The sequence below is a fragment of the Bradyrhizobium sp. SPXBL-02 genome (assembly GCF_051853065.1).
Classification (GTDB): domain Bacteria; phylum Pseudomonadota; class Alphaproteobacteria; order Rhizobiales; family Xanthobacteraceae; genus Bradyrhizobium.
The window spans coordinates 1,731,774-1,749,837 of sequence record NZ_CP182474.1 but is presented as its reverse complement, the minus strand read 5'-3'; the positions used below and the strand labels follow the sequence as shown (position 1 = coordinate 1,749,837).

Sequence of the window (18,064 nt, the reverse complement as noted above, 5' to 3'; positions counted from 1 at the left end):
TCAACCTCCTGGCGTCGTGTAGCTTAATACCAGCCCGTGCATGAGACGTGACCAGCCGTCGATCGTAACGAACAAAAAGAGCTTGAAGGGGACAGATATCACCGTAGGGGATACCATCGACATACCCATGGCCATCAAAATCGTCGTTACAATGAGATCGATCGTGATGAAGGGAAGATAGAGAAGAAAACCGATTTCGAATCCACGCTTGAGTTCGGAGATCAAAAACGACGGCACGAGTATCGCAAAATCATCTGCCGTGGCGCTGCCGCGCATGTCCTCCGACCAGACGTGTTCCGTTGAGGACAGGAAGAAGCGGCGCTGCTCTTCATTGGTGAATTTCTTCAAATGAGCTCGGAGCGGCTCCTGTCCCTCCTTGGCGGCCGTCACCCAGTCATCGAAACTTTGGTAGCGAAGTTGCGGATCGGTAAGGCGATTATAGGTCTGCTCGAAGACCGGAGCGCTGATGAAGACGGTCAGGATCAGTGCCGCTCCGTAAAGGACGATGTTCGGCGGTATCGATTGAGTCCCCAGCGCATTGCGCACGAGGAAGAGAACAACCGAGACCTTGATAAAGGCGGTCGTTGTCACGACAGCAAAGGCCAGGAGGCCAAGGCCGACGGTAATCGCAAGAAGCGCAAGGATGCTGGGTTGAACCTCAGTCATTAAGCGCCAACCTGCTGCGCAGCCTGACGGCCAGCTCGTCCCCGATCCGCACGATGTCGCCCCGGCCGATACGTTGGCCGTTGGCAAGGATATCGACCGGCCCATCCAGAGACCGGCCAAGTTCGAACACGTGGCCTTCGTTGAGGGTTCGCAAGGTTCCCAAGGGCATCGGCCAGCGGCCACATTCGAATATGAGTGTGATCTCGATGCTGTCGATATCCGCCTCTGACGGAGGCTGCTGTTGCACCTGGCTTTGGGGCATAATGTCTTCACTTGTTAGGGGGTGGGATCGCGAGCTGAATGGCCCTCGCAGCACCAGCCTGTCGCCGCCGATCTCTGCAGGGGCCCACAATCGGTCTGCAGCGAGAATGATCTGGCCTCGCGCGAGTGGAATTACGTCCGGGAGCAGCGCGTCGCCTTGCTCTGCTCGGCGAAGAATGCCGATCGCGACGCGAAGCGAACCGACTTGGCCTGCAACGATGACAGGGAGTTCGGAAGGCAGCCTGGCCGCCTGTCGCGGCAATCGGCCGAGCAGCTCGCCGAGCGCGGCGAAAGCCGGCGGAACAGGACCGTCAAGTGGCGAGAATAGAAGCAGCCGCGCCTTGCTGGCGAGCTCACCATAGGCGACGTCAAATTCAAGATAAGGCCTGATATTCAGCGCTTCCTCGGTGCGAACAAGCTGCAGATTGCGCTGCGTCATTCTTTCCAGCGGGGCAAGCAAGGGTTCCAGCGCAAGTTCCAGGACCAGCGAACGCGTCGGCTCGGAAGGTAAGGTAAGGCGATCCTGCACGGTCGCAATCAGCGCTTCCGCAAGCGGAGCTGGCAAGGACAGGATCAAGGTTTCCCCATTTACGTCGAAGACGCAGTCAAGCATCGACGTCGCAGCCGGCTCCGCCTGCCAGACGGTTCGGCTCACGCGCACAGACATCGGCCTCTCGCCGAGGCGCGCTTGCAGAGGCGCACGCGACGCTGCGATCTCGTTGAGCCACGAGGTCACGGCGTGCGAGAGGATCAGCGTCGGCATGAAGGCTGCGCCTTCCGCCGGCCGATATGGCGCGGATGCGGCTTCCGCGTCGCAGGCCCCTAGCTCGCGCGGGAGAGGATCTGCAATCATGTTCGCTCACCTCCCGTCTGCCCTGATCGGCCTCGCCGGTAGCGGAGCAAGACTTCATCATCGGCTTCGATTTCGGCGGCAGCCTCGAAATGTGCATTCGTGATGCGCCGAACGTCGTCATCGATCTCACGCCATTTCTGGCTCGCCGCTGAACGCTTGGTCCAAACGGATCGGGCCTTAAGAACCGCAGCCTCAGCTTGCTCTTGAGCAGCACGGGCCTCGTCAAGAACGCGCTGCGCCGCTTTGATCTCGTCTGTGAGCCGCCCGATGATGAGATGATAGCGTCGCTGCAGTTCGCACACAGATATCGCATCGGCCGCTAGCATCTCCCGATAGAGCTCCGCCTCGAGCTTTGCGCGGCGCTCTTCGGCATGTGCAAGATGCTCGCAAGCTTGTTGGACAGCTTGAACCGCGAGGTGGCGCTTGGCTTCCATGTTGGACAATTCACGAAGGGCGCTTCGTTCCCGCATATCCTTTACGAGCCGCAGCTTTGAGGCGTGAACGGGACTTAGGCCGTTAGACGCGATATCCATGCGACCGTCTCCTCAAAGCTGCACGCCTCACCCTGCCCCTGGCGCAAAAAGGCCCGCAGCTGCTCGATTGAGGCGATTGCTCGATCGGTCAGCGGATCAGAGCCTTGCTTGTATTCACCGACCTTGATCAAGAACTCGGCCTCAGCGTAGCGTGAGAGCAGATCACGGAAGAAAGATGCCGCCTTGCGATGCGGCACCGACACGATCGCATCCATGACACGGCTGCGGCTCGACAGCACATCGATAGCCGGAAAATGCTCCCGAGAGGCCAGCGCGCGGGACAGAATAATGTGGCCATCAAGGATGCCGCGTGATTCTTCCGCTATTGGATCGCCGGTGCCGTCACCTTCGACAAGCACCGTATAAAAGGCCGTAATGGAGCCATGCTCGCCCATGCCGGCGCGCTCCAACAAGCCCGGCAACAGCGCAAAAACGGAGGGCGGAAATCCGCGTCGGGTCGGCGGCTCTCCTGCGGCGAGGCCGATTTCACGCATGGCGCGGCTAAAGCGCGTCAACGAATCCATCATCAAAACGACGCGAAGCCCCTGATCCCGAAAATATTCCGCCAGTGCGGTCGCCATGTGGGCGCATTGGGCCCGCTCCATCGCCGAACGGTCGGAGGTTTCCACCACAACGACGGAACGATGAAGGGCTTCGCCAAGATGACGCTCGATGAATTCACGCACCTCTCGACCGCGCTCGCCGATCAGCGCAACGATGGTGACGTCGGCCGCCGCGCCTCTTACGATTTGCGATATCAGCGTCGACTTGCCGCAACCCGCATCGCCATAGATTCCAATCCGCTGACCTTCTCCACATGTCAGAAGGCCATCCAGGACACGAACGCCTAGCGGGAACGGCTGTTCAATCCCGCGCCGTTTCATCGGATTGGGCGCCCTGCCGCGTAGCGGTCTGGCTTCGCCGGCTTTTATCAGGCCCTTGCCATCGAGCGGTCGGCCAAAACTGTCGACGACGCGGCCGAGCAAATCGGGGCCGACAGCCACTTCCTGCATTCGCCCGGTCGTCACCACCTCCGCACGATTGGATAGCCCCACCATCTCCCCGATGGGCGTGAGTAGCACCCCGTCCGGCAACAGGCCGATCACCTCGGCCTCGAGCGACCAGCCGCTACGAGGATCCTGCAACAGGCATAGCTCTCCGACCCGAGCCTCCGGCAAGACGGCGTGCAGCAGCGTGCCCACCGCCCGCGTGATCCGGCCGCGGACGGCGCGTGTATCGATGTGCTTGGCGGAAGATCTCAGGGACGAGAGTGCGGCCTCTACAGTACCTTCTGCGGCCGCATCGTGGGTTGGTCGCTGCACGGTCACGATTCAGCTTCCTCTGACAAGCCAAACCCGAGACGCAGCGCGCGGAGCTGCGCGACAAGTCCAAGATCGACATTGCCAAACTCGCTCCACAAGACACATTGGTCCGCACTCAGCGCCGGATCCGCCTCAATCCTGACCTTCAGCCGGCCCTCAAGTCCGTCATAGTCCTTGAACTCACTGGCGAGCAGGTCGGCCCTCAGTGGGGATACGTGGAGGCAAACCTCCGTGTTCTTATATCTTTGCTCGATGGCATGACGAACGCCGTGGACCAGCAGCTCACCCGGGTCGAACGCGCCAAGCAGATCGCGAACGATCTCGAAGACCAGTTGCGGCAATTCCCGCTCCAGAACCGCCTTGCGCTGGGCCAGTTCACAAGTCGCTCGCGCGATCAGCCGCGCCATTTCCTCTGCGCCAGCCTTTGCACCCTCGACGCGACCCCGCGCCCGTTCCCGCTCATAAGCCTGGCGTGCCCACCCGCGAACCCGCTGCAAATGCCGCTCGGCAGCGGCTCGCGCCCGCACGGCATCGTGCCAGATCTCAAGTTGCGCAGCTGGGATCAGCGGTCCAAGTGGCCGAATCTGCGGGGCCGCGGGTGATGCGGGGTCATCGGCCGTCATGCTCCGACAGCCTCTGTACGCAAATGCGCCATGACGAGGGAAAGCAGGGGGCCTGCTGCGCTACGGTGTTCAGAAGTTGGACTCTCGGCCGCCGTCCCAACAGGCAAGCGTAGAAGCACGCGGATACGACCAAGCGATGAAGTTTCTTCCAGCCAGGCGCCGAGACAAGCGTGCCCGTCATATTCGACTTGTCGCGACAATTGCTCTGGATCCACGGTCGGGGTCGTTGCGACGGCACTGGATAAATGCCGGACTGCGAAGGCATGCGCTTCGGCACCGATCACCTGCACCAATATCGGCAAATCGTGCCTGGAAACCAACTTGAGGATGGAGCGTGCATGCCAGATGCTGCCCGCGAGCAGCGCAGCCCGCCGCGGATCATGCCCAAGGAGAGCATCTTCGTCCCAGTCGGCGCAGCTCACATCCACCTTGCTGCCCAGCAGCAGCTCGGCGAGCCTTGCCTGCAGCCTGGCACTCTGCTGTAGCCGAGCCAACGTGGAAGGCAAAAGCAGCGGGTCAAGAAGCCCAGCAAAACGACCGGGATCGACCGAGGCAGCAAGCTCGCGAAGCCGATCGGCTGCGAGCGTGAACGAATTGTTGGGTTTTGTGGATGACATTGACATTGATGCCGACATGAGCGTCCTGACTATGTCGCATCAGCAATCAACTTTTTGTCCGCCGCCTGCTCAGCAGACGCACGCGAGCCTCTACCAAACATGCTCAGCTTGCGCGATGATCGTCCAAACTGACGTATGCGCGGACCCAGCAATACGCAAGATACGATGCCGAATAGGGCTCCGGCGCCTCCCACAGCAAGCGCAAGCAACGGCGCTGAGCCGGCTCTTGCTGACTGAACCGTACGGGGTACCGGCGCGGCAGACTGCTCGATTGGAGCGCGCTCGACCGGCACGAAGACGACGGCGACCTTGTCATAGGACAGACCTTCAATGCCGTTTGCGACGAGCATCTTGATCTGCGGCAACAGTGCCGAGAGTTTCGCGCTGGAGCCATGGCGAATGAAGACCGAGGCTGAGGACGGGGTCGCATCTTGTCGCAGCAAGTCGTTCTTCGGCAGAACGACGTGGACGCGCGCTGAAAGGACGCCATCTATATCGCTGATCGTGCGCGACAATTCTTCGCTTAGAGCATAAACGTAACGTGCCCGCTCCTCGATCGGCGAGGCAACGAGGCCCGATCCCTTGAACACCTCGCCGAGATTCTTGAAGGATTGGCGTGGCAACCCCTCGACATTTAGCAGGTCAATTGAATAAGCGAGCTGCTTTTCCTCGACTTGGATTGTACTGGTTCCGTCCTTGGCGACAACGCGGACAGCATCAACGCCCTTGCTAAGGAGAAGCGCGAGCATCTCATTAGCCTCGCGCTCCTGAATTTTGGTGTAGAGATCAGCCTTACAGCCGATCAGCGAGAAGAGAAGGGGCATCGCAAGACACATGCGAAGCCACCGCCACGATTGACGGCCGCCACAGCTACCCCTTTTCATGTCGCCGGTCATCAGCTTACTCAGCCGGCCGATAGCAGCTTGTTTAGCGACGAGCTGACAGCGCTGGTGCCCTTGGAGACGAGGGAAACCTGAATAACGTCCCTGTATACGTCTCGCAGATTCGTCATCATCGATTCAAAATCGGCTCCAACCGGTTTACCAGTCGCATGTGCACCGACGTTATCCGTCTGCAGAAGCGGCTGCGTAGCCGGTCCAGGCGCCACACCAGTCACGGCAACCGACGCAATCGCCGGAGGAACGGCGCAGCCCTGGTACATACTGGAAAGGGTTTGAAGGATCCGGTCACCCGGGGGACTTGCCAGAACATTCGTGCGCTGGACCTCCAATATCGGCGGAGCCGCTACGGGCCGATCGGCGGGCGGGAAAGCGGATCCCTGATTTGCAGCTACTTGCGCCAGGGACAGCTCAAAGCGCGCCTGCTCGCCAGCAACTGCGGGCGAGCAGGCATTGGAAAGACAGTCGGCCGAGCTTGGAGAAATCGGCGTTGCGCCTAACGGCATGGAATGAGTCATTGTGCTCGTGTGATGAGACCTAGGCGTTTACCGATGAACCGATCAACTTCATAGGCCGGCGAGCTGACGAAAACCTGACGGAGATCGGTCTGACTGCGTCATCTAAAGATCATGTTTGGCTTTCAAGCTACGACGAAACTCCACTTGATGATGAGCGGAAGGCGTCCGGGAATGCTCGCGCGATCTACGATGGTACATATTCTAAAAAGAACCCTTTGTGCCGGCGTTTTAATCTGTATCGGCATAATGCGCTCGTCTGCTGCATCCCTTTCCCTGCCGTCTGCCCCATATAGCTACACCGTTCTCGATCAGGATCTTCCTGCGGCGCTGCAGGAGTTCGGCAACAATCTCAACATCAGGGTTAATGTCAGCGCCGAGGTCAAGGGCCGGATTCGCGGACGAATGCCTGACCTACCGCCACGAGAATTCCTTGACCGTTTGACCTCCCTGTACAATCTTCAGTGGTATTACGACGGGCTCGTCCTTTACATCTCCGCCGCCCACGAGGCGCAAAGCCGCCTCATCGTATTGAACCCGATCAGCTTCGATGCGTTGAACTCCGCGCTCGACGCCCTCAACATCTCGGATGTGCGCTATATCGTGAAGCCGGCTCCGGGAGAGGGCCTCATCCTTGCTTCTGGTCCACCCCGATTTGTTGCGCTGGTGGATCAGACCCTTAAAGGCCTTGTGGCGGAAGCGCAGGCCCGACGCAGTCCCGTCGCAGCCGAGAGGCCACAACGCGAGTCGGTTTTGATGTTGTTTCGCGGCTCCTCGAGCACGGTCTTGCGAGACGGGCGGCCGGAAGGTTCTCCCGAAACGCCGCACCATGAGGGCATTTTGCGCGAAACCGGTCCAGGCCAGAAGTGAGGTCGAAGATGCAAGGCCGCTCCGAGCAAAGTCGGTCCGGCCGGCGTACGCCTATATTCATCCGATCGTCAGCTTTTCGAAAGCTACGGTCCCCAACTTGAGCATGCGAGGTTTGGACGGCTGCCTTGCTTGGGGCAACCCTGATAGAGGGATCAGAGACCCAGACGCTCAAGGGAAACTTAGGTAGTGCCGTTTTTGCAGGCGGCGCGAGGCAGCAGAGATCAATGCGGACCTCCGCACGCGTGCTTCCGAGCTAGCTGAGGCTTCGCGTAACTCGATGCGCGTCATCAGTTGGAAGGAGGAACAGGGTGGATTTCAATGCAGTCGCCCCGGCGAATACGAGCCCGGAGCCCGACACAGCACAACCGGCTTCAGATGCAACCGAATTCGAGCAGCAGCTCAGCGGCGCACAGGCTCCCGCTTTGGCGCGGGGCGTCGCCCATCCAGTGCTGCAGGGCGAGGCTTATTCACCCTATCTGAACGCGGGCCATCCGTACTCTCCATACTTTGATACCGGACACCTGTATCCGCCTTACGAAGATTTAGCGCATCCCCATTCGCCAGACTCGGGTTGGCAGGATAATCTACATGCCGCGCCTGCGGCTGTCGCGGCGCCTGAGCCGGAAAACGGCCGGCAGCATCTCTCGCCGCAGACCATCGCTCAGGCGATCGAGGAACATCCCGGCTTCGATCAAGATCTGATATGGCAGAATCTGGATGCCGGCCCGTCTCATGGCGAACCACGGCACAGTGAGCCGCAAACGGGCCCATCGCATGCAGGACCATCGCACACCGCCCCTTTCCAGGGTGACCCCTCGCACGCCGGCCCATCCCATGCCCGGCCATTGCAGGCGGGACCGCCCCAACCTGGGTCTTCCGCAGCTCCGCCAGAACTTTCCGAGTTCCGCATGTGGGACGGGCATCTCGCCAAGGACACTTGGGTGTTTACGCCTCAAACAGCCACCGGCGCTCAGATCGACATGCTGGAGCGCAGCGGAGTGAAGCCAAGCAAAGACAACCCGGCAACAGTTTTCGCCATGCTCGGTGTGCCTCATACGGCCGAATGGAGAGAGGAGGACTTCATTCGTCTCACACCTTCGCTCGATCCGACCCTTTGGCCCGAAGCGTTAGAGCAAGACCAACCTGTAGATGCGGAAGATCCGCCCAGCCGCTAACGGTTGCAGCCGTGCCACGGGTGATCTCCCCGTGGCCGACCAAGACTTAGAGATGGCAGGACACCTGGTGAGAGGCGACCCGGGGGTATTCCGCGGCCACTCTTCTCTTTTCCGGCCACTCATATGACCAGCTCGCGAGGGGAGCGGCCTAGTCAAAGACCGCGCGAGCCGGATGCATTAAATAGCTTTTCATATGGTTCGCTGAGAACACAACGGCCCGCAGAGAAGAACATTGCAATTTAGCTGCGAATTCAGGACTGGCTCGCCAGCCCCGCGAGTCACGCTGCAATTTAAGAGCACCGCGAGACGATCATGCGTCCAGACGAGGGTAAGGGCGTTCCGGATCAGGAGAGTCAGGGTATGACCGCCCCCTGAGCACGTTTAACATCAAACTGCTTCGGCTGCCGCTTGTCCTCGTTCCTTGGCAAACGATTGATCATTCGCAAAGCGAGGACTCTAGCATCTGGCGTTAATGGCCTGCCGATAGCAGCTCTCAGAGAGTATGCCCCTGGATCATCCAAAGCATAAATATCATCAAGATCGTCGGATTGATCCGCGAAAACTCTGCCCGCCACCCAAGGTCTCTCATCTTCTTTTGCAGCCCGGCCGAAGGCAGCTGCTTCCACGCGCTGGCCTGCTTCAGAAGCCGCGCAAGGCGCACCTCTGTCGTGCGCTTTCTTAGCTCGTATCGTGAGATAGAGGCCAGCTCTCTATCGCAGCGGAACGCAGATGCCCATCCGATCCACAGGCTCTCAGCCGCGCCTGGAGTCGAACCGAACGCGCCGATGTTCCGCAGCTACGCAGCGGCCGAATGATTCCACCCGGCAGCGTCCTTTGCACATCAAACTCCAAGGGCGGAGCCACCCGAGTCACTGAGCACAGGGAATCACGGCATCAATCCAGCCTCACTCTTCGTCAGCTTCTTGCAAGCTGTCCCTGCTAGAACGGCCGGAATACGTCATCTCGCGGCACCGCCGCTATCTCGGTTTTATGACATGGACACAGGCGCAGCCGATATCGCAGCAACGGCGCCGGAAGCTGGCGCAAACACCGATAACGCCGCGAACGGCGGCGAAAACTCGCCCGCAGCATTGTTGCAGCGAGCCTTCGAAAAGGCTCTGGTTGCCGTCGCCACCCAGGTCATAAGCGATTCCCAGTCAGACATGGATGACGCTATGAGCGAGCTAGATGATGGGTGAAGGCCCGGATTATCAGACGCGCACAGGGAAGGATCTTCGGAGGGCAAGCCGCACCGAGAACGACCGGCGAAGCGGCCGACTTGCCAAACCAGCCGCTAGATGCGTCTTGGGTGATCCTCCAGCTCGGCGGTGCGGCCGGTCGCAATCCGATCGCACTTGGAACTCTCGGAAGACGCCGCAGCGACTAGCTTACGCGGCGGTGCGCCACATTCCTCAATGAGGGTTCATCACGAGTGCTTTTCAGTCAGCACATTTCAAAGCGGAACCAACCGCTTCCCCCTTTATGATCAATTCCGTCAGCTGGCTGTCCTGGATCGGTTCTGCAGCCGCCGCGAAATCGCGCGCCAGAGAGATCCTCTAAGATCGTAACTTCGGCAGCTTTGGCGCTCGCTGCGCAGATACGTGCATAGCTCCCGGATTGGCGCCCAAGCTTAGGCGGCCCCGATTGCGAGATGAGAGGGGCGATCCTGATCGATACGCCGCCGCATCTACTATCTTCATTTCCCTCGCCGAACACGAAAAGCGGGCGCTAACGCCCGCTTCAGTGACTTACCCGATAATCTGGGAACGCCTCGCAGGACCAGCCAGGCTTGCGGCCAACTCAAGCGTCCGACGGTGTGCCTGGATTCTCATTGCTGTCGATGATCGCCTGGTTAACCTGGCGTCCAGACCGATCAACCCAGCCCGAGCCTGGCTGTTCATAAATCGTCTGGGCTCCATCTGAAGTCAGCTGATCAAGCGTACGGCCTGCATTCGACTGCGTCACCTTAAGATTGTTCTTACCGTCGAAGCGATCTCCAAGCCCTTCGACGACCATGGCGTTGTCGCCGTTGGTAATGGTCAGCTTCGAGGCCATCGTTTTGCCATTGCCAATATCAACGGTGTCGATGGTAATTTTCGTGCCGTCGTCGAGCTGGAAGGTCATGTTCTTTTTAAAGTCAAAATCGATCTTGCCGTCGCCGTCGGCATCGACGTGGGGGTCGCCCTTGATCGCTGTGATCTTGCCCGTTTGATTGTTGCGAATGAGCACCGTTCCGTCACGTTCGTCCACGAGCATCGAATACTTGTCACCAAGCTTGATCTCAGCCCTGCTTCCCCTGACCTCATGCGACCAGACTGGCGCCGGCTGAGACGACTGCGTGGGCGCCTGGGCGACCGCAACAGGCACCATCGCAAGAGGCGGCGGCGGAGGAGGAACGAAGAAGACGGGGGCGGTAGAGGCAGGCGCCGCGCTTGCATACTGGTAGTTACCCGGCCCGCGCCCTTGTTCGCCTGCATCGATACTCGCCTGATTCACCGCGCGTCCGGCCCCATCGACCCAGCCTTGGCCACTCTCATGGATCGTTTGGGCACCATCGGACGTCAACTCGTCAAGGGTCATGCCAGCATTGGACTGCGTCACCTTTAGATTGTTTTTTCCATCCTTGTCGTCGCCGAGCCCCTCGACAACCATCGCGTTGTGGCCGTTGGTAATGGTAAGCTTTGAAGAGATGGCCTGACCATTACCGTAGTCAACATTATTGACGGTAATTTTCGTGCCGTCGTCGAGCTCAAGTGTCATATCCTTCTTGAAATCGAAGTCGTCTTTGCCGTCTCCGTCGGCATCAACGTGGGGATCGCCATGAATTACCGTGACATGACCGGTCTGGTTGTTGCGAACTATCCAGGTGCCATCCTTTTCATCGGCCGTAATCGTATACTTGTCCCCAAGGTTGATCGTGGCCTTGCCATCCTTGACCTCGTGCGTCCACACCGGATCCACAGCAGGCTCAGAATTTTGATTCAGCTGGCTCATCAGCATGGTGGGAGGAGGAGGCGCCATCATGTACGCTTGGGTCGTAACGACGGCTGGCGTTACCACGACCGGAACGGCGACCGAACTGACGAGGGCTGGTGAGGCTACCGGTAGGTACTGGTAGCTCGCCGGAGCATACTGTCCCAACAAGGCGTTGAAGGCGGGAGTGACAACCGCGCCTTCTGGCACCACTCCGTTCATCGAGTCGGGCGCGCCCACCACCGGAAGGCCAGCCACGGGAAGATACGGCATTTAGTTTACTCCTGTTGCATAGACGAAATCTGTAAACCTGCGAACGCTGCGCGCATAGTCAACCAAGGTACGCTGCTTCGATTTGCATGAGGGCGCGCCATTAGCTCATCGACGAACGACTACTTCTCTTCCCAGAACCACCAGCCCTAATGAGATCTTCTTTTCGCCGCGTCACAGTATTGCACGATCACATCACGCCCATTTAACTCACAAAGACTGTAGCCCGAATACCTGTCGAAAAGCTGACGACGATGAGCGAGCAAAGCCCCATCTACTTTGACACCGATCGAACGTCCGAGCCGCATCCTTGGCTGAGCTGTATCGCAAGCTTCAACGCACCTCTTCGCAAGATTGGTCTAGGATCAGAGCTCGCCCTATGTCTCCGCGATAAGTGACGCGACGTCTGCCCGTTATTAACCAGTGATCCCACCCTCACCGCGCAATCAGCGCTCCCGCCGGTCGCGCGCATCATCTGTGAGCAGCGATCGATCGGTTGAAGACGCGCGCGGACCAGTCTCTCCGGTATAGAGGATCTTCGCGGAACCCGACTTTTCGCAAGCCGCCTGTGTTAACGAAACGAGTCAAGCGCGGGCCGAGACCCGCACAACTCCATGGCCTTATTCCGCTTCCGCGCTCGATCCGGCTGGCCACGCGCCAGCGCAGGCTCCGCACGGTAAACTCATTCCTGAACGCGCAGCAAAGCACTGCGCAACCCGGCCTTGAGCCAAGCCGACTATGGGCGGAACTAGGAACGCCCGGGCGATGCGATGATTGCGAACAGTTGCAAGCTGCCGAAGTATCAACCCACTCGTCGCAACATGAGGCTCGTCAGCTTTTCGAAAGCTAGCGCCCCTAGCATGAGGCCGCTGAGATCTAGGCGAGCAGTCGCCTATTGAGCGCAACAAGACGAGGATTAGGAGAATGCGATGATCGGAGAAATGATCGGAAGCGCTGCCGGCGGATACCTTGGCGGCCCTGCCGGAGCGGCCATTGGTTCGGCACTGGGCGGGACCGTGGACAAGGTCTTTGACAAGGTGGTCCACACCTTGGTGCCCGACGAGGGTAGCCATGATAAGCCCGTAGACCACAAAGACGCCGGCGACAAGAGCGAGGTACAACCCAAGTCCGATACTCTCAGCAAGAGCCCGGAGCTAAACCTTGGGCTCAGCACGCTCGGCGGTACGCCCATGCTCCTTTCAATTCCTGCGATCGTCTCGCCGGCCCAAAACTCGTAACAAGTCAGAACCAAGGTTATCCCAACAGAAAGGTAAGTAGACATGGCAGTTGACAATGTTGGCGGAAATGGCGGCGCTGCTGGTGCACAGCCGACGGGCGATGCGGGCTTCCAGAACCAGATGGCTGAATTCGAGCGTGTTAGCCAGAAGGTTCAGGCCCAGGCCGTGGCAATGCGTCGAATCACGACCGAGCTCTCGTCCGAGAAGAAGGTCGCCGACGAACGCGTTCAGTAATCTGCAAGACGGCTGGCTCACCGCGTTGCTACCGTCGCCGCGCTGTGAATGACGAAATCTGGATGAGCCGTACGGCACTGCCGTACGGCTTCTCTCGTTATTCAGGAGGTTGTCGTGAAGGGCTCTGTTTCGCTCGAGTTCGAGGTGCTTTCGGGACTCTATACCGGGCTCAAGGGGAAGGCAGCGGGCGGCGACAGCATTGTTGGCAGCGGCCTCGATGCCGACATGATCTTCGTTGAACAAGGGCTTGAGCCGCATCACCTTCGTATCATCGCGCAGCACGATTCGATCGAGGTCGAGGCGCTCGCCGCCAATATCAGCATAGACGGTCTCGCGAGCATCGCTTCAGGTGAGCGCGTCAGAGTGCCCCTCCCCGCAGTCGTTCATGCTGGCGCGATGTCCATCCGCTGGTCGACAAAGGATGTCCAGCCGGTTTCTTCGAGCAAGCGCTCTCGCAGCTCGATCATCGCACTCAGTCTGGTTCTGCTCAGCTCTGTCGTGATCGGCACCGTCTCAACTATCTTCGCCCCCGGCGATAGAGCGGTGGTGCCAAGTACACAGTCGTCGCGCACGGTCGAGATTGCCACTAAGCCAACCGTCCATCATTTTGATCCGAGAGGTGCTGATGAAATCGCCGTATCGCTGCGGCAAGAGATCGAACGAGCGGGCCTTCTTGACGTTAAGATCGGGCGCGGCCCCGGCGTTTTGACCGCGGAAGGCACGATTACGCCGAACCTCGCCGCAAAATGGAAAGAGATCCAGCAATGGTTCGATCGTCAAACCAACGGCACCACGACCCTTGTGAATGCTGTCACGGTGAAAGAAGAGAAGATGCCGACTTCGATTGCTGTCCAAGCCGTCTGGCGCGGAAGCGAACCTTATCTGCTTATTGCCGGGCAGAAGTATTTCGTCGGCGCGCTCTTAAGCAACGGATGGACCGTTGATCGAATTGAGGATGGACGTGTTCTGCTCAGTCGCAACGGCCGATCCGCCGCCTTGCCATATTAAGGTCTCTACCCTGCAAGAAAGAAGGAGAAGGCGATGGCTAGGCTGCCCCAGCACTCTGTAGGGCCCGGCATCTCATCGCAGGGATTAGATGCGGGCCAGCACGCACCGGTCATCGGCTCGTCTCCCTCGCGAGGTGATAAACTCGAGGTCGGAGGCGCCCATGCGGATAGCGGCACGAAGCGCGCGTCGTGGCGGGATGCGGTTTCGCATGATCTGCCAATTGATGTTGCGAGCGACGCGGCGCTCGAGGTCAACTCCGTCGGCGCCATCTCACGCGTCACTTTATTCGAAAGCGAAGCAGGGGCAAATGAGGTAGATCCACGCGCGGTATTGGCTTCGCTCTATGGTCCCAATCTGTCCCGCGGACTACTCTCCTTCGTCGTTCCACGCCTCCGTCATCCGGACGTACTGCGCGCCGACAAGCATGGTGCTCTTCTGGAGCGCTTGACGCGAACGTTGGAGACGACGCCAGATGACAAGACGGCGCGAGAGTGTTTGGCAATCCTGCAGCAGGAACTACAGCGGTTACTAATGCTCCGGCAAAATCAAAACAGCTTAATCAAGGGCTAGCCATGGCCGATCCTGATGGATTGCAGCATGGGCCCGCTCCCCTGGTTCCAGAAGTCTCCAAATCCGGCGATATTCTGTCGATCTCCGGGCCGGAGCGCGACCTGCTTTGCGCGCTGTCGTATGTACATCTCGCGTGCGGGCAGAGCGCACAAAGTCTGGCTCTGTTGCGAATTGCAGCTCGCGAGCATTCCAACGACATCGGTTTACTCCGCATTCTAGCCTACGCGCTAATCTCCGAGGGCCTTGGCGATGAAGCGCTCCACGTGTTGGACCGGCTGGACGCACTCGATACGCAACCTTCTTCGCGCATACCGATGACGCTGTTGCGCAGTCACGCCCTGCGGCACGCTGGCCGCATGCCCGAGGCTCGCGAGATTTTCCAGCGCTATGTGTCACTGCGCGCGAGCAGGGCCGCCCTCATCAAAAAGCAATAGGGAGTTATCATGACCAACGTCTTGCGTGACTTCATCGTGCGCGCTCCGGCCCACCCGGATTTCATGGTTGCCTTGATGCTGCTTCTAGCGATCGGCATGATGATCATGCCAATCCCAATCATCGTGATCGACATGCTGATCGGCTTCAATCTTGGCTTTGCCATATTGCTGCTGATGGTTGCGCTCTATCTCACCACACCGCTTGATTTTTCGTCGCTACCGGGCGTCATCCTGATCTCCACCGTATTTCGACTGGCGCTAACGATTGCAACAACGCGGCTGATCCTTGCCGAGGGCGACGCCGGCAGCATCATTCACACCTTCGGTGACTTCGTCATTTCAGGGAATATCGCGGTCGGAATCGTCATATTTTTGATCGTGACCATGGTGCAGTTCATGGTTCTTGCCAAGGGTGCCGAACGCGTCGCAGAGGTGTCTGCGCGCTTCACGCTTGACGCGCTACCAGGCAAGCAGATGGCGATCGATGCGGAACTGCGCAACAACCACATTGATCAACACGAAGCACGCCGCCGACGTGCCGCCTTGGAGCAAGAGAGTCAACTTCATGGCGCGATGGATGGCGCCATGAAGTTCGTTAAGGGAGACGCGATCGCAGGACTAATCGTGATCTGCATCAATATGCTGGGCGGAATCAGCATCGGTCTGCTCTCAAAGGGTATGTCGCTCGATGACGCGTTGCATCAATACACGCTTTTGACGATCGGTGATGCGCTCATTTCGCAGATTCCGGCGTTGCTGCTGTCAATTACCGCTGCGACCATTGTCACGCGCGTCAACGGGCCCTCCAAACTCAAACTCGGCGCCGATATCGTTCACCAACTTACCGCAAGTACGCAGGCGCTTAGGCTAGCGGCCTGCGTCTTGATATTCATGGGGCTTGTTCCCGGCTTTCCTTTGCCCCCGTTTGTCGTGCTGGCCGTCCTGTTCGCTGCCGCCAGCTTCGTCAAGATCGGCGCCAAAGGCGACAAGCCTGCCGCTAAAATAGGAGCAAGCGCCGCTGCTTCGGCGCCGGCTCCGGCAGCGGCCCAGAAGCCGACCGCACATGCGGAAGCACTTCCGATCGCGTTGTTCCTTGCACCGAACCTGACGGATTCAATCGACAAAGACGAGCTGGAGGAGAGCATTTCGCGTGTTTCAAGGCTGGTCTCGGCGGACCTTGGCATCACCATTCCGCGCATCCCGGCCCAAATCGGCGAGAGCTTGTCCTCGTCGCAATTCAGGGTGGATGTCGATAGTGTGCCAGTTGAGCGCGATGTGATCAATCCCGGGCACCTGGCGCTCAACGACGATGTGGCGAACATCGAGTTGAGCGGCATCCCCTTTCAGCAAGACCCGGAAACCAATCGTGTCTGGATCGAAGAACGGCATGCAGCGGCCCTCAAGGCCGCTGGAATCGGATATCATCGCCTGAGCGAAGTTCTTGCCTTACGTCTCCATTCCACATTGACACGCTATGCACAGCGCCTGGTAGGTATCCAGGAAACCCGCCAATTGCTCGCCCGGATGGAGCAGGAATATCCTGACCTGGTGAAGGAGGTGCTGCGTACGGCCACCGTTCCTCGGATCGCCGAGGTCCTGCGCCGATTGCTCGATGAAGGCATTCCAATCCGCAATACCCGCTTGCTCCTGGAGGCATTGGCAGAATGGAGCGAGCGCGAGCAAAACGCCGTCCTGCTCACCGAATACGTTCGTGCTACCTTAAAGCGACAAATCTGCTTTCGGTATGCTAACGCCCATCGCGTCGTGGTCGCCTTTATCATCGAGCGTGAGAGCGAGGAAATCATCCGCGGCGCAGTACGGGAAACTGCCGTCGGCCCATACCTCGTCTTGGATGAATGGCAGAGCGAAAAGCTGCTTGCACAATTTCGTCAGATCCATGCCACCATCGCGCAAAGTAAGAGCCAGCCTGTCGTCCTTGGGTCGATGGATATCCGCCGTTTCGTACGCGGCTTTCTCACGCGCAACGGGATCGACCTGCCTGTTCTGTCCTATCAAGATCTCGCCGCCGACTTCACGGTCCAACCGATTGGATCCGTCAAGCTCCCCAAGGCGCCTTCCTCAGGAGGGCTCCTAGCAGCTGCAAACTAAGAACGCGCAGCACTTCCCCGTGAGTCGCCGATGAAACAAAATGAAACCAGGTGCCGCCGGCATTTGTGCTCCGCCAGTCGAGGGCCGCTGCCCGCTCTGCTTGCGATGCTGGCTATTGTGCTGCTCGCTGGCTGCGCTGCCCCAGATAAACATAGGCTTTCACCGCAGCAGACGTCCACATCTGACCTCGCACACAGCGAAGAAATCGATCCCGCGGTACGCGAGCGCATTTCATACGCGCTCGGCCGGGATTCTGATGAAGGGGCTCTGCTCGATGCATTGAAGCAACAGCCGAACAACATCGATGCGGCGATTCCTCTTGCGCGAGTCCTGCTGGCCCGCAACCGTCCGAATGATGCGCTCGAAGTGCTCGACGGCGTGTTATTGGCAGCCCCTGGCGACCTCCGCGCATTGAATGCCAAAGCGGTGGTCCTCGATCACGAGGGCCGCCATCGGGAGGCCCAAGAACTATACCGCCAAGCTCTCGCAGCGGAACCCGCAAACCCGATGTTGCGCAACAATTTCGGACTGTCCCTCGCCCTTGAAGGCAAGAAGGAGGCTGGCGATGCCAGCTCAGCACCGCAGGCGGGCGGCCGGAACGCATTGGCTCGTTCAAGATAAGCGTGGCGATGAGGAGCGAGGCGGAATTAGCGAAGCTTGATGCTCAGCTTGCCGACCGCTGGGCTTACCCATCCGCTCGTCGATGACGCGGGCGATATCTTGCTTGAACATCAGGTCCAGATCGACGGTAACAAACCGCTTGTGCTCTCCCACTTTCCAATCCGGAAGCGAAATCCCGCGCAGCAGCGTTGAGCTTTCTCGAGGTAAGTGACTCGATCATGGTGCTTGATCCCGCCAAGCACGGACAAATGGAAGAACAAAGAAGGCAAATGG

Annotated in this window: 20 protein-coding genes; 10 read left to right on the top strand and 10 right to left on the bottom strand. The window is 59.1% G+C overall.

All coding sequences use genetic code 11. The annotated features are described in order from the left end of the window. Genes sctR through ACNJYD_RS08175 form a run of 8 tightly spaced genes read right to left on the bottom strand, consistent with a single transcriptional unit; the run spans nucleotide 1 to nucleotide 6,280 of the window. Nucleotides 1–666, bottom strand: a complete 666-nt coding sequence (gene sctR / locus ACNJYD_RS08210; protein WP_172787701.1) for a type III secretion system export apparatus subunit SctR — start codon at nucleotides 664–666, stop codon at nucleotides 1–3. Next, nucleotides 659–1,780 (bottom strand): type III secretion system cytoplasmic ring protein SctQ, encoded by a 1,122-nt coding sequence (gene sctQ, locus ACNJYD_RS08205; RefSeq protein ID WP_439365907.1) that lies wholly within the window; start codon nucleotides 1,778–1,780, stop codon nucleotides 659–661. Before sctQ ends, sctR begins: the two co-directional genes overlap by 8 nt. After that, nucleotides 1,777–2,313 (bottom strand): hypothetical protein, encoded by a 537-nt coding sequence (locus ACNJYD_RS08200; RefSeq protein ID WP_439365906.1) that lies wholly within the window; start codon nucleotides 2,311–2,313, stop codon nucleotides 1,777–1,779. Before ACNJYD_RS08200 ends, sctQ begins: the two co-directional genes overlap by 4 nt. Continuing rightward, nucleotides 2,289–3,641 (bottom strand): type III secretion system ATPase SctN, encoded by a 1,353-nt coding sequence (gene sctN / locus ACNJYD_RS08195; RefSeq protein ID WP_439365904.1) that lies wholly within the window; start codon nucleotides 3,639–3,641, stop codon nucleotides 2,289–2,291. The genes ACNJYD_RS08200 and sctN overlap by 25 nt, the downstream gene beginning before the upstream one ends. Then, nucleotides 3,638–4,258: a type III secretion system stator protein SctL gene (gene sctL / locus ACNJYD_RS08190; protein ID WP_439365903.1), complete on the bottom strand. Its 621-nt coding sequence runs from the start codon at nucleotides 4,256–4,258 to the stop codon at nucleotides 3,638–3,640. Before sctL ends, sctN begins: the two co-directional genes overlap by 4 nt. Beyond that, nucleotides 4,255–4,893, bottom strand: coding sequence for a nodulation protein NolU (locus ACNJYD_RS08185; protein ID WP_439365901.1), 639 nt, complete (start codon nucleotides 4,891–4,893; stop codon nucleotides 4,255–4,257). The genes sctL and ACNJYD_RS08185 overlap by 4 nt, the downstream gene beginning before the upstream one ends. An 11-nt stretch (nucleotides 4,894–4,904) precedes the next feature. Continuing rightward, complete coding sequence (gene sctJ / locus ACNJYD_RS08180) at nucleotides 4,905–5,771, bottom strand: type III secretion system inner membrane ring lipoprotein SctJ (protein WP_439365900.1); 867 nt, start codon at nucleotides 5,769–5,771, stop codon at nucleotides 4,905–4,907. An 8-nt stretch (nucleotides 5,772–5,779) separates the two neighbouring features. Further along, complete coding sequence (locus ACNJYD_RS08175; RefSeq protein ID WP_439367426.1) at nucleotides 5,780–6,280, bottom strand: nodulation protein NolB; 501 nt, start codon at nucleotides 6,278–6,280, stop codon at nucleotides 5,780–5,782. 183 nt (nucleotides 6,281–6,463) lie between these two features. Here ACNJYD_RS08175 and ACNJYD_RS08170 point away from each other — a divergent pair, with 183 nt between their 5' ends. Next, entirely contained in the window at nucleotides 6,464–7,159 is a 696-nt protein-coding gene (locus ACNJYD_RS08170) for a secretin N-terminal domain-containing protein (protein ID WP_439365898.1), read from the top strand. 308 nt (nucleotides 7,160–7,467) lie between these two features. Then, on the top strand, nucleotides 7,468–8,334 hold the full coding sequence (locus ACNJYD_RS08165) for a hypothetical protein (protein WP_439365896.1): 867 nt from the start codon (nucleotides 7,468–7,470) through the stop codon (nucleotides 8,332–8,334). A gap of 353 nt (nucleotides 8,335–8,687) precedes the next feature. On the opposite strand, the gene ACNJYD_RS08160 is transcribed toward ACNJYD_RS08165, so the two are convergent. Further along, complete coding sequence (locus tag ACNJYD_RS08160) at nucleotides 8,688–8,960, bottom strand: hypothetical protein (protein WP_439365894.1); 273 nt, start codon at nucleotides 8,958–8,960, stop codon at nucleotides 8,688–8,690. A 369-nt stretch (nucleotides 8,961–9,329) separates the two neighbouring features. On the opposite strand from ACNJYD_RS08160, the gene ACNJYD_RS08155 reads away from it, so the two are divergent. Continuing rightward, nucleotides 9,330–9,533: a hypothetical protein gene (locus ACNJYD_RS08155; RefSeq protein WP_439365893.1), complete on the top strand. Its 204-nt coding sequence runs from the start codon at nucleotides 9,330–9,332 to the stop codon at nucleotides 9,531–9,533. A gap of 601 nt (nucleotides 9,534–10,134) precedes the next feature. Here the strand turns inward: ACNJYD_RS08155 and ACNJYD_RS08150 are convergent. Continuing rightward, on the bottom strand, nucleotides 10,135–11,580 hold the full coding sequence (locus tag ACNJYD_RS08150) for a DUF1521 domain-containing protein (RefSeq protein ID WP_439365891.1): 1,446 nt from the start codon (nucleotides 11,578–11,580) through the stop codon (nucleotides 10,135–10,137). A gap of 926 nt (nucleotides 11,581–12,506) precedes the next feature. Here ACNJYD_RS08150 and ACNJYD_RS08145 point away from each other — a divergent pair. The 7 genes from ACNJYD_RS08145 (at nucleotide 12,507) to ACNJYD_RS08115 (ending at nucleotide 17,791) form a co-directional block, all read left to right on the top strand. Next, on the top strand, nucleotides 12,507–12,815 hold the full coding sequence (locus ACNJYD_RS08145; RefSeq protein ID WP_439365890.1) for a hypothetical protein: 309 nt from the start codon (nucleotides 12,507–12,509) through the stop codon (nucleotides 12,813–12,815). Between the two features lie 42 nt (nucleotides 12,816–12,857). Further along, on the top strand, nucleotides 12,858–13,049 hold the full coding sequence (locus ACNJYD_RS08140) for a hypothetical protein (RefSeq protein ID WP_439365889.1): 192 nt from the start codon (nucleotides 12,858–12,860) through the stop codon (nucleotides 13,047–13,049). Nucleotides 13,050–13,163: 114 nt separating this feature from the next. Then, entirely contained in the window at nucleotides 13,164–14,057 is an 894-nt protein-coding gene (locus ACNJYD_RS08135; RefSeq protein ID WP_439365887.1) for a SctD/MshK family protein, read from the top strand. 33 nt (nucleotides 14,058–14,090) lie between these two features. Continuing rightward, nucleotides 14,091–14,627, top strand: coding sequence for a hypothetical protein (locus tag ACNJYD_RS08130; protein WP_439365886.1), 537 nt, complete (start codon nucleotides 14,091–14,093; stop codon nucleotides 14,625–14,627). 2 nt (nucleotides 14,628–14,629) lie between these two features. Then, nucleotides 14,630–15,061 (top strand): tetratricopeptide repeat protein, encoded by a 432-nt coding sequence (locus ACNJYD_RS08125; protein ID WP_439365884.1) that lies wholly within the window; start codon nucleotides 14,630–14,632, stop codon nucleotides 15,059–15,061. A 9-nt stretch (nucleotides 15,062–15,070) separates the two neighbouring features. Further along, nucleotides 15,071–17,170 (top strand): type III secretion system export apparatus subunit SctV, encoded by a 2,100-nt coding sequence (gene sctV, locus ACNJYD_RS08120; protein WP_439365883.1) that lies wholly within the window; start codon nucleotides 15,071–15,073, stop codon nucleotides 17,168–17,170. Between the two features lie 30 nt (nucleotides 17,171–17,200). Then, nucleotides 17,201–17,791 carry a tetratricopeptide repeat protein gene (locus ACNJYD_RS08115; protein WP_439365881.1) on the top strand — a complete coding sequence of 197 codons (591 nt, stop codon included), beginning with the start codon at nucleotides 17,201–17,203 and terminating at the stop codon, nucleotides 17,789–17,791. Nucleotides 17,792–18,064: the final 273 nt, after the last annotated feature.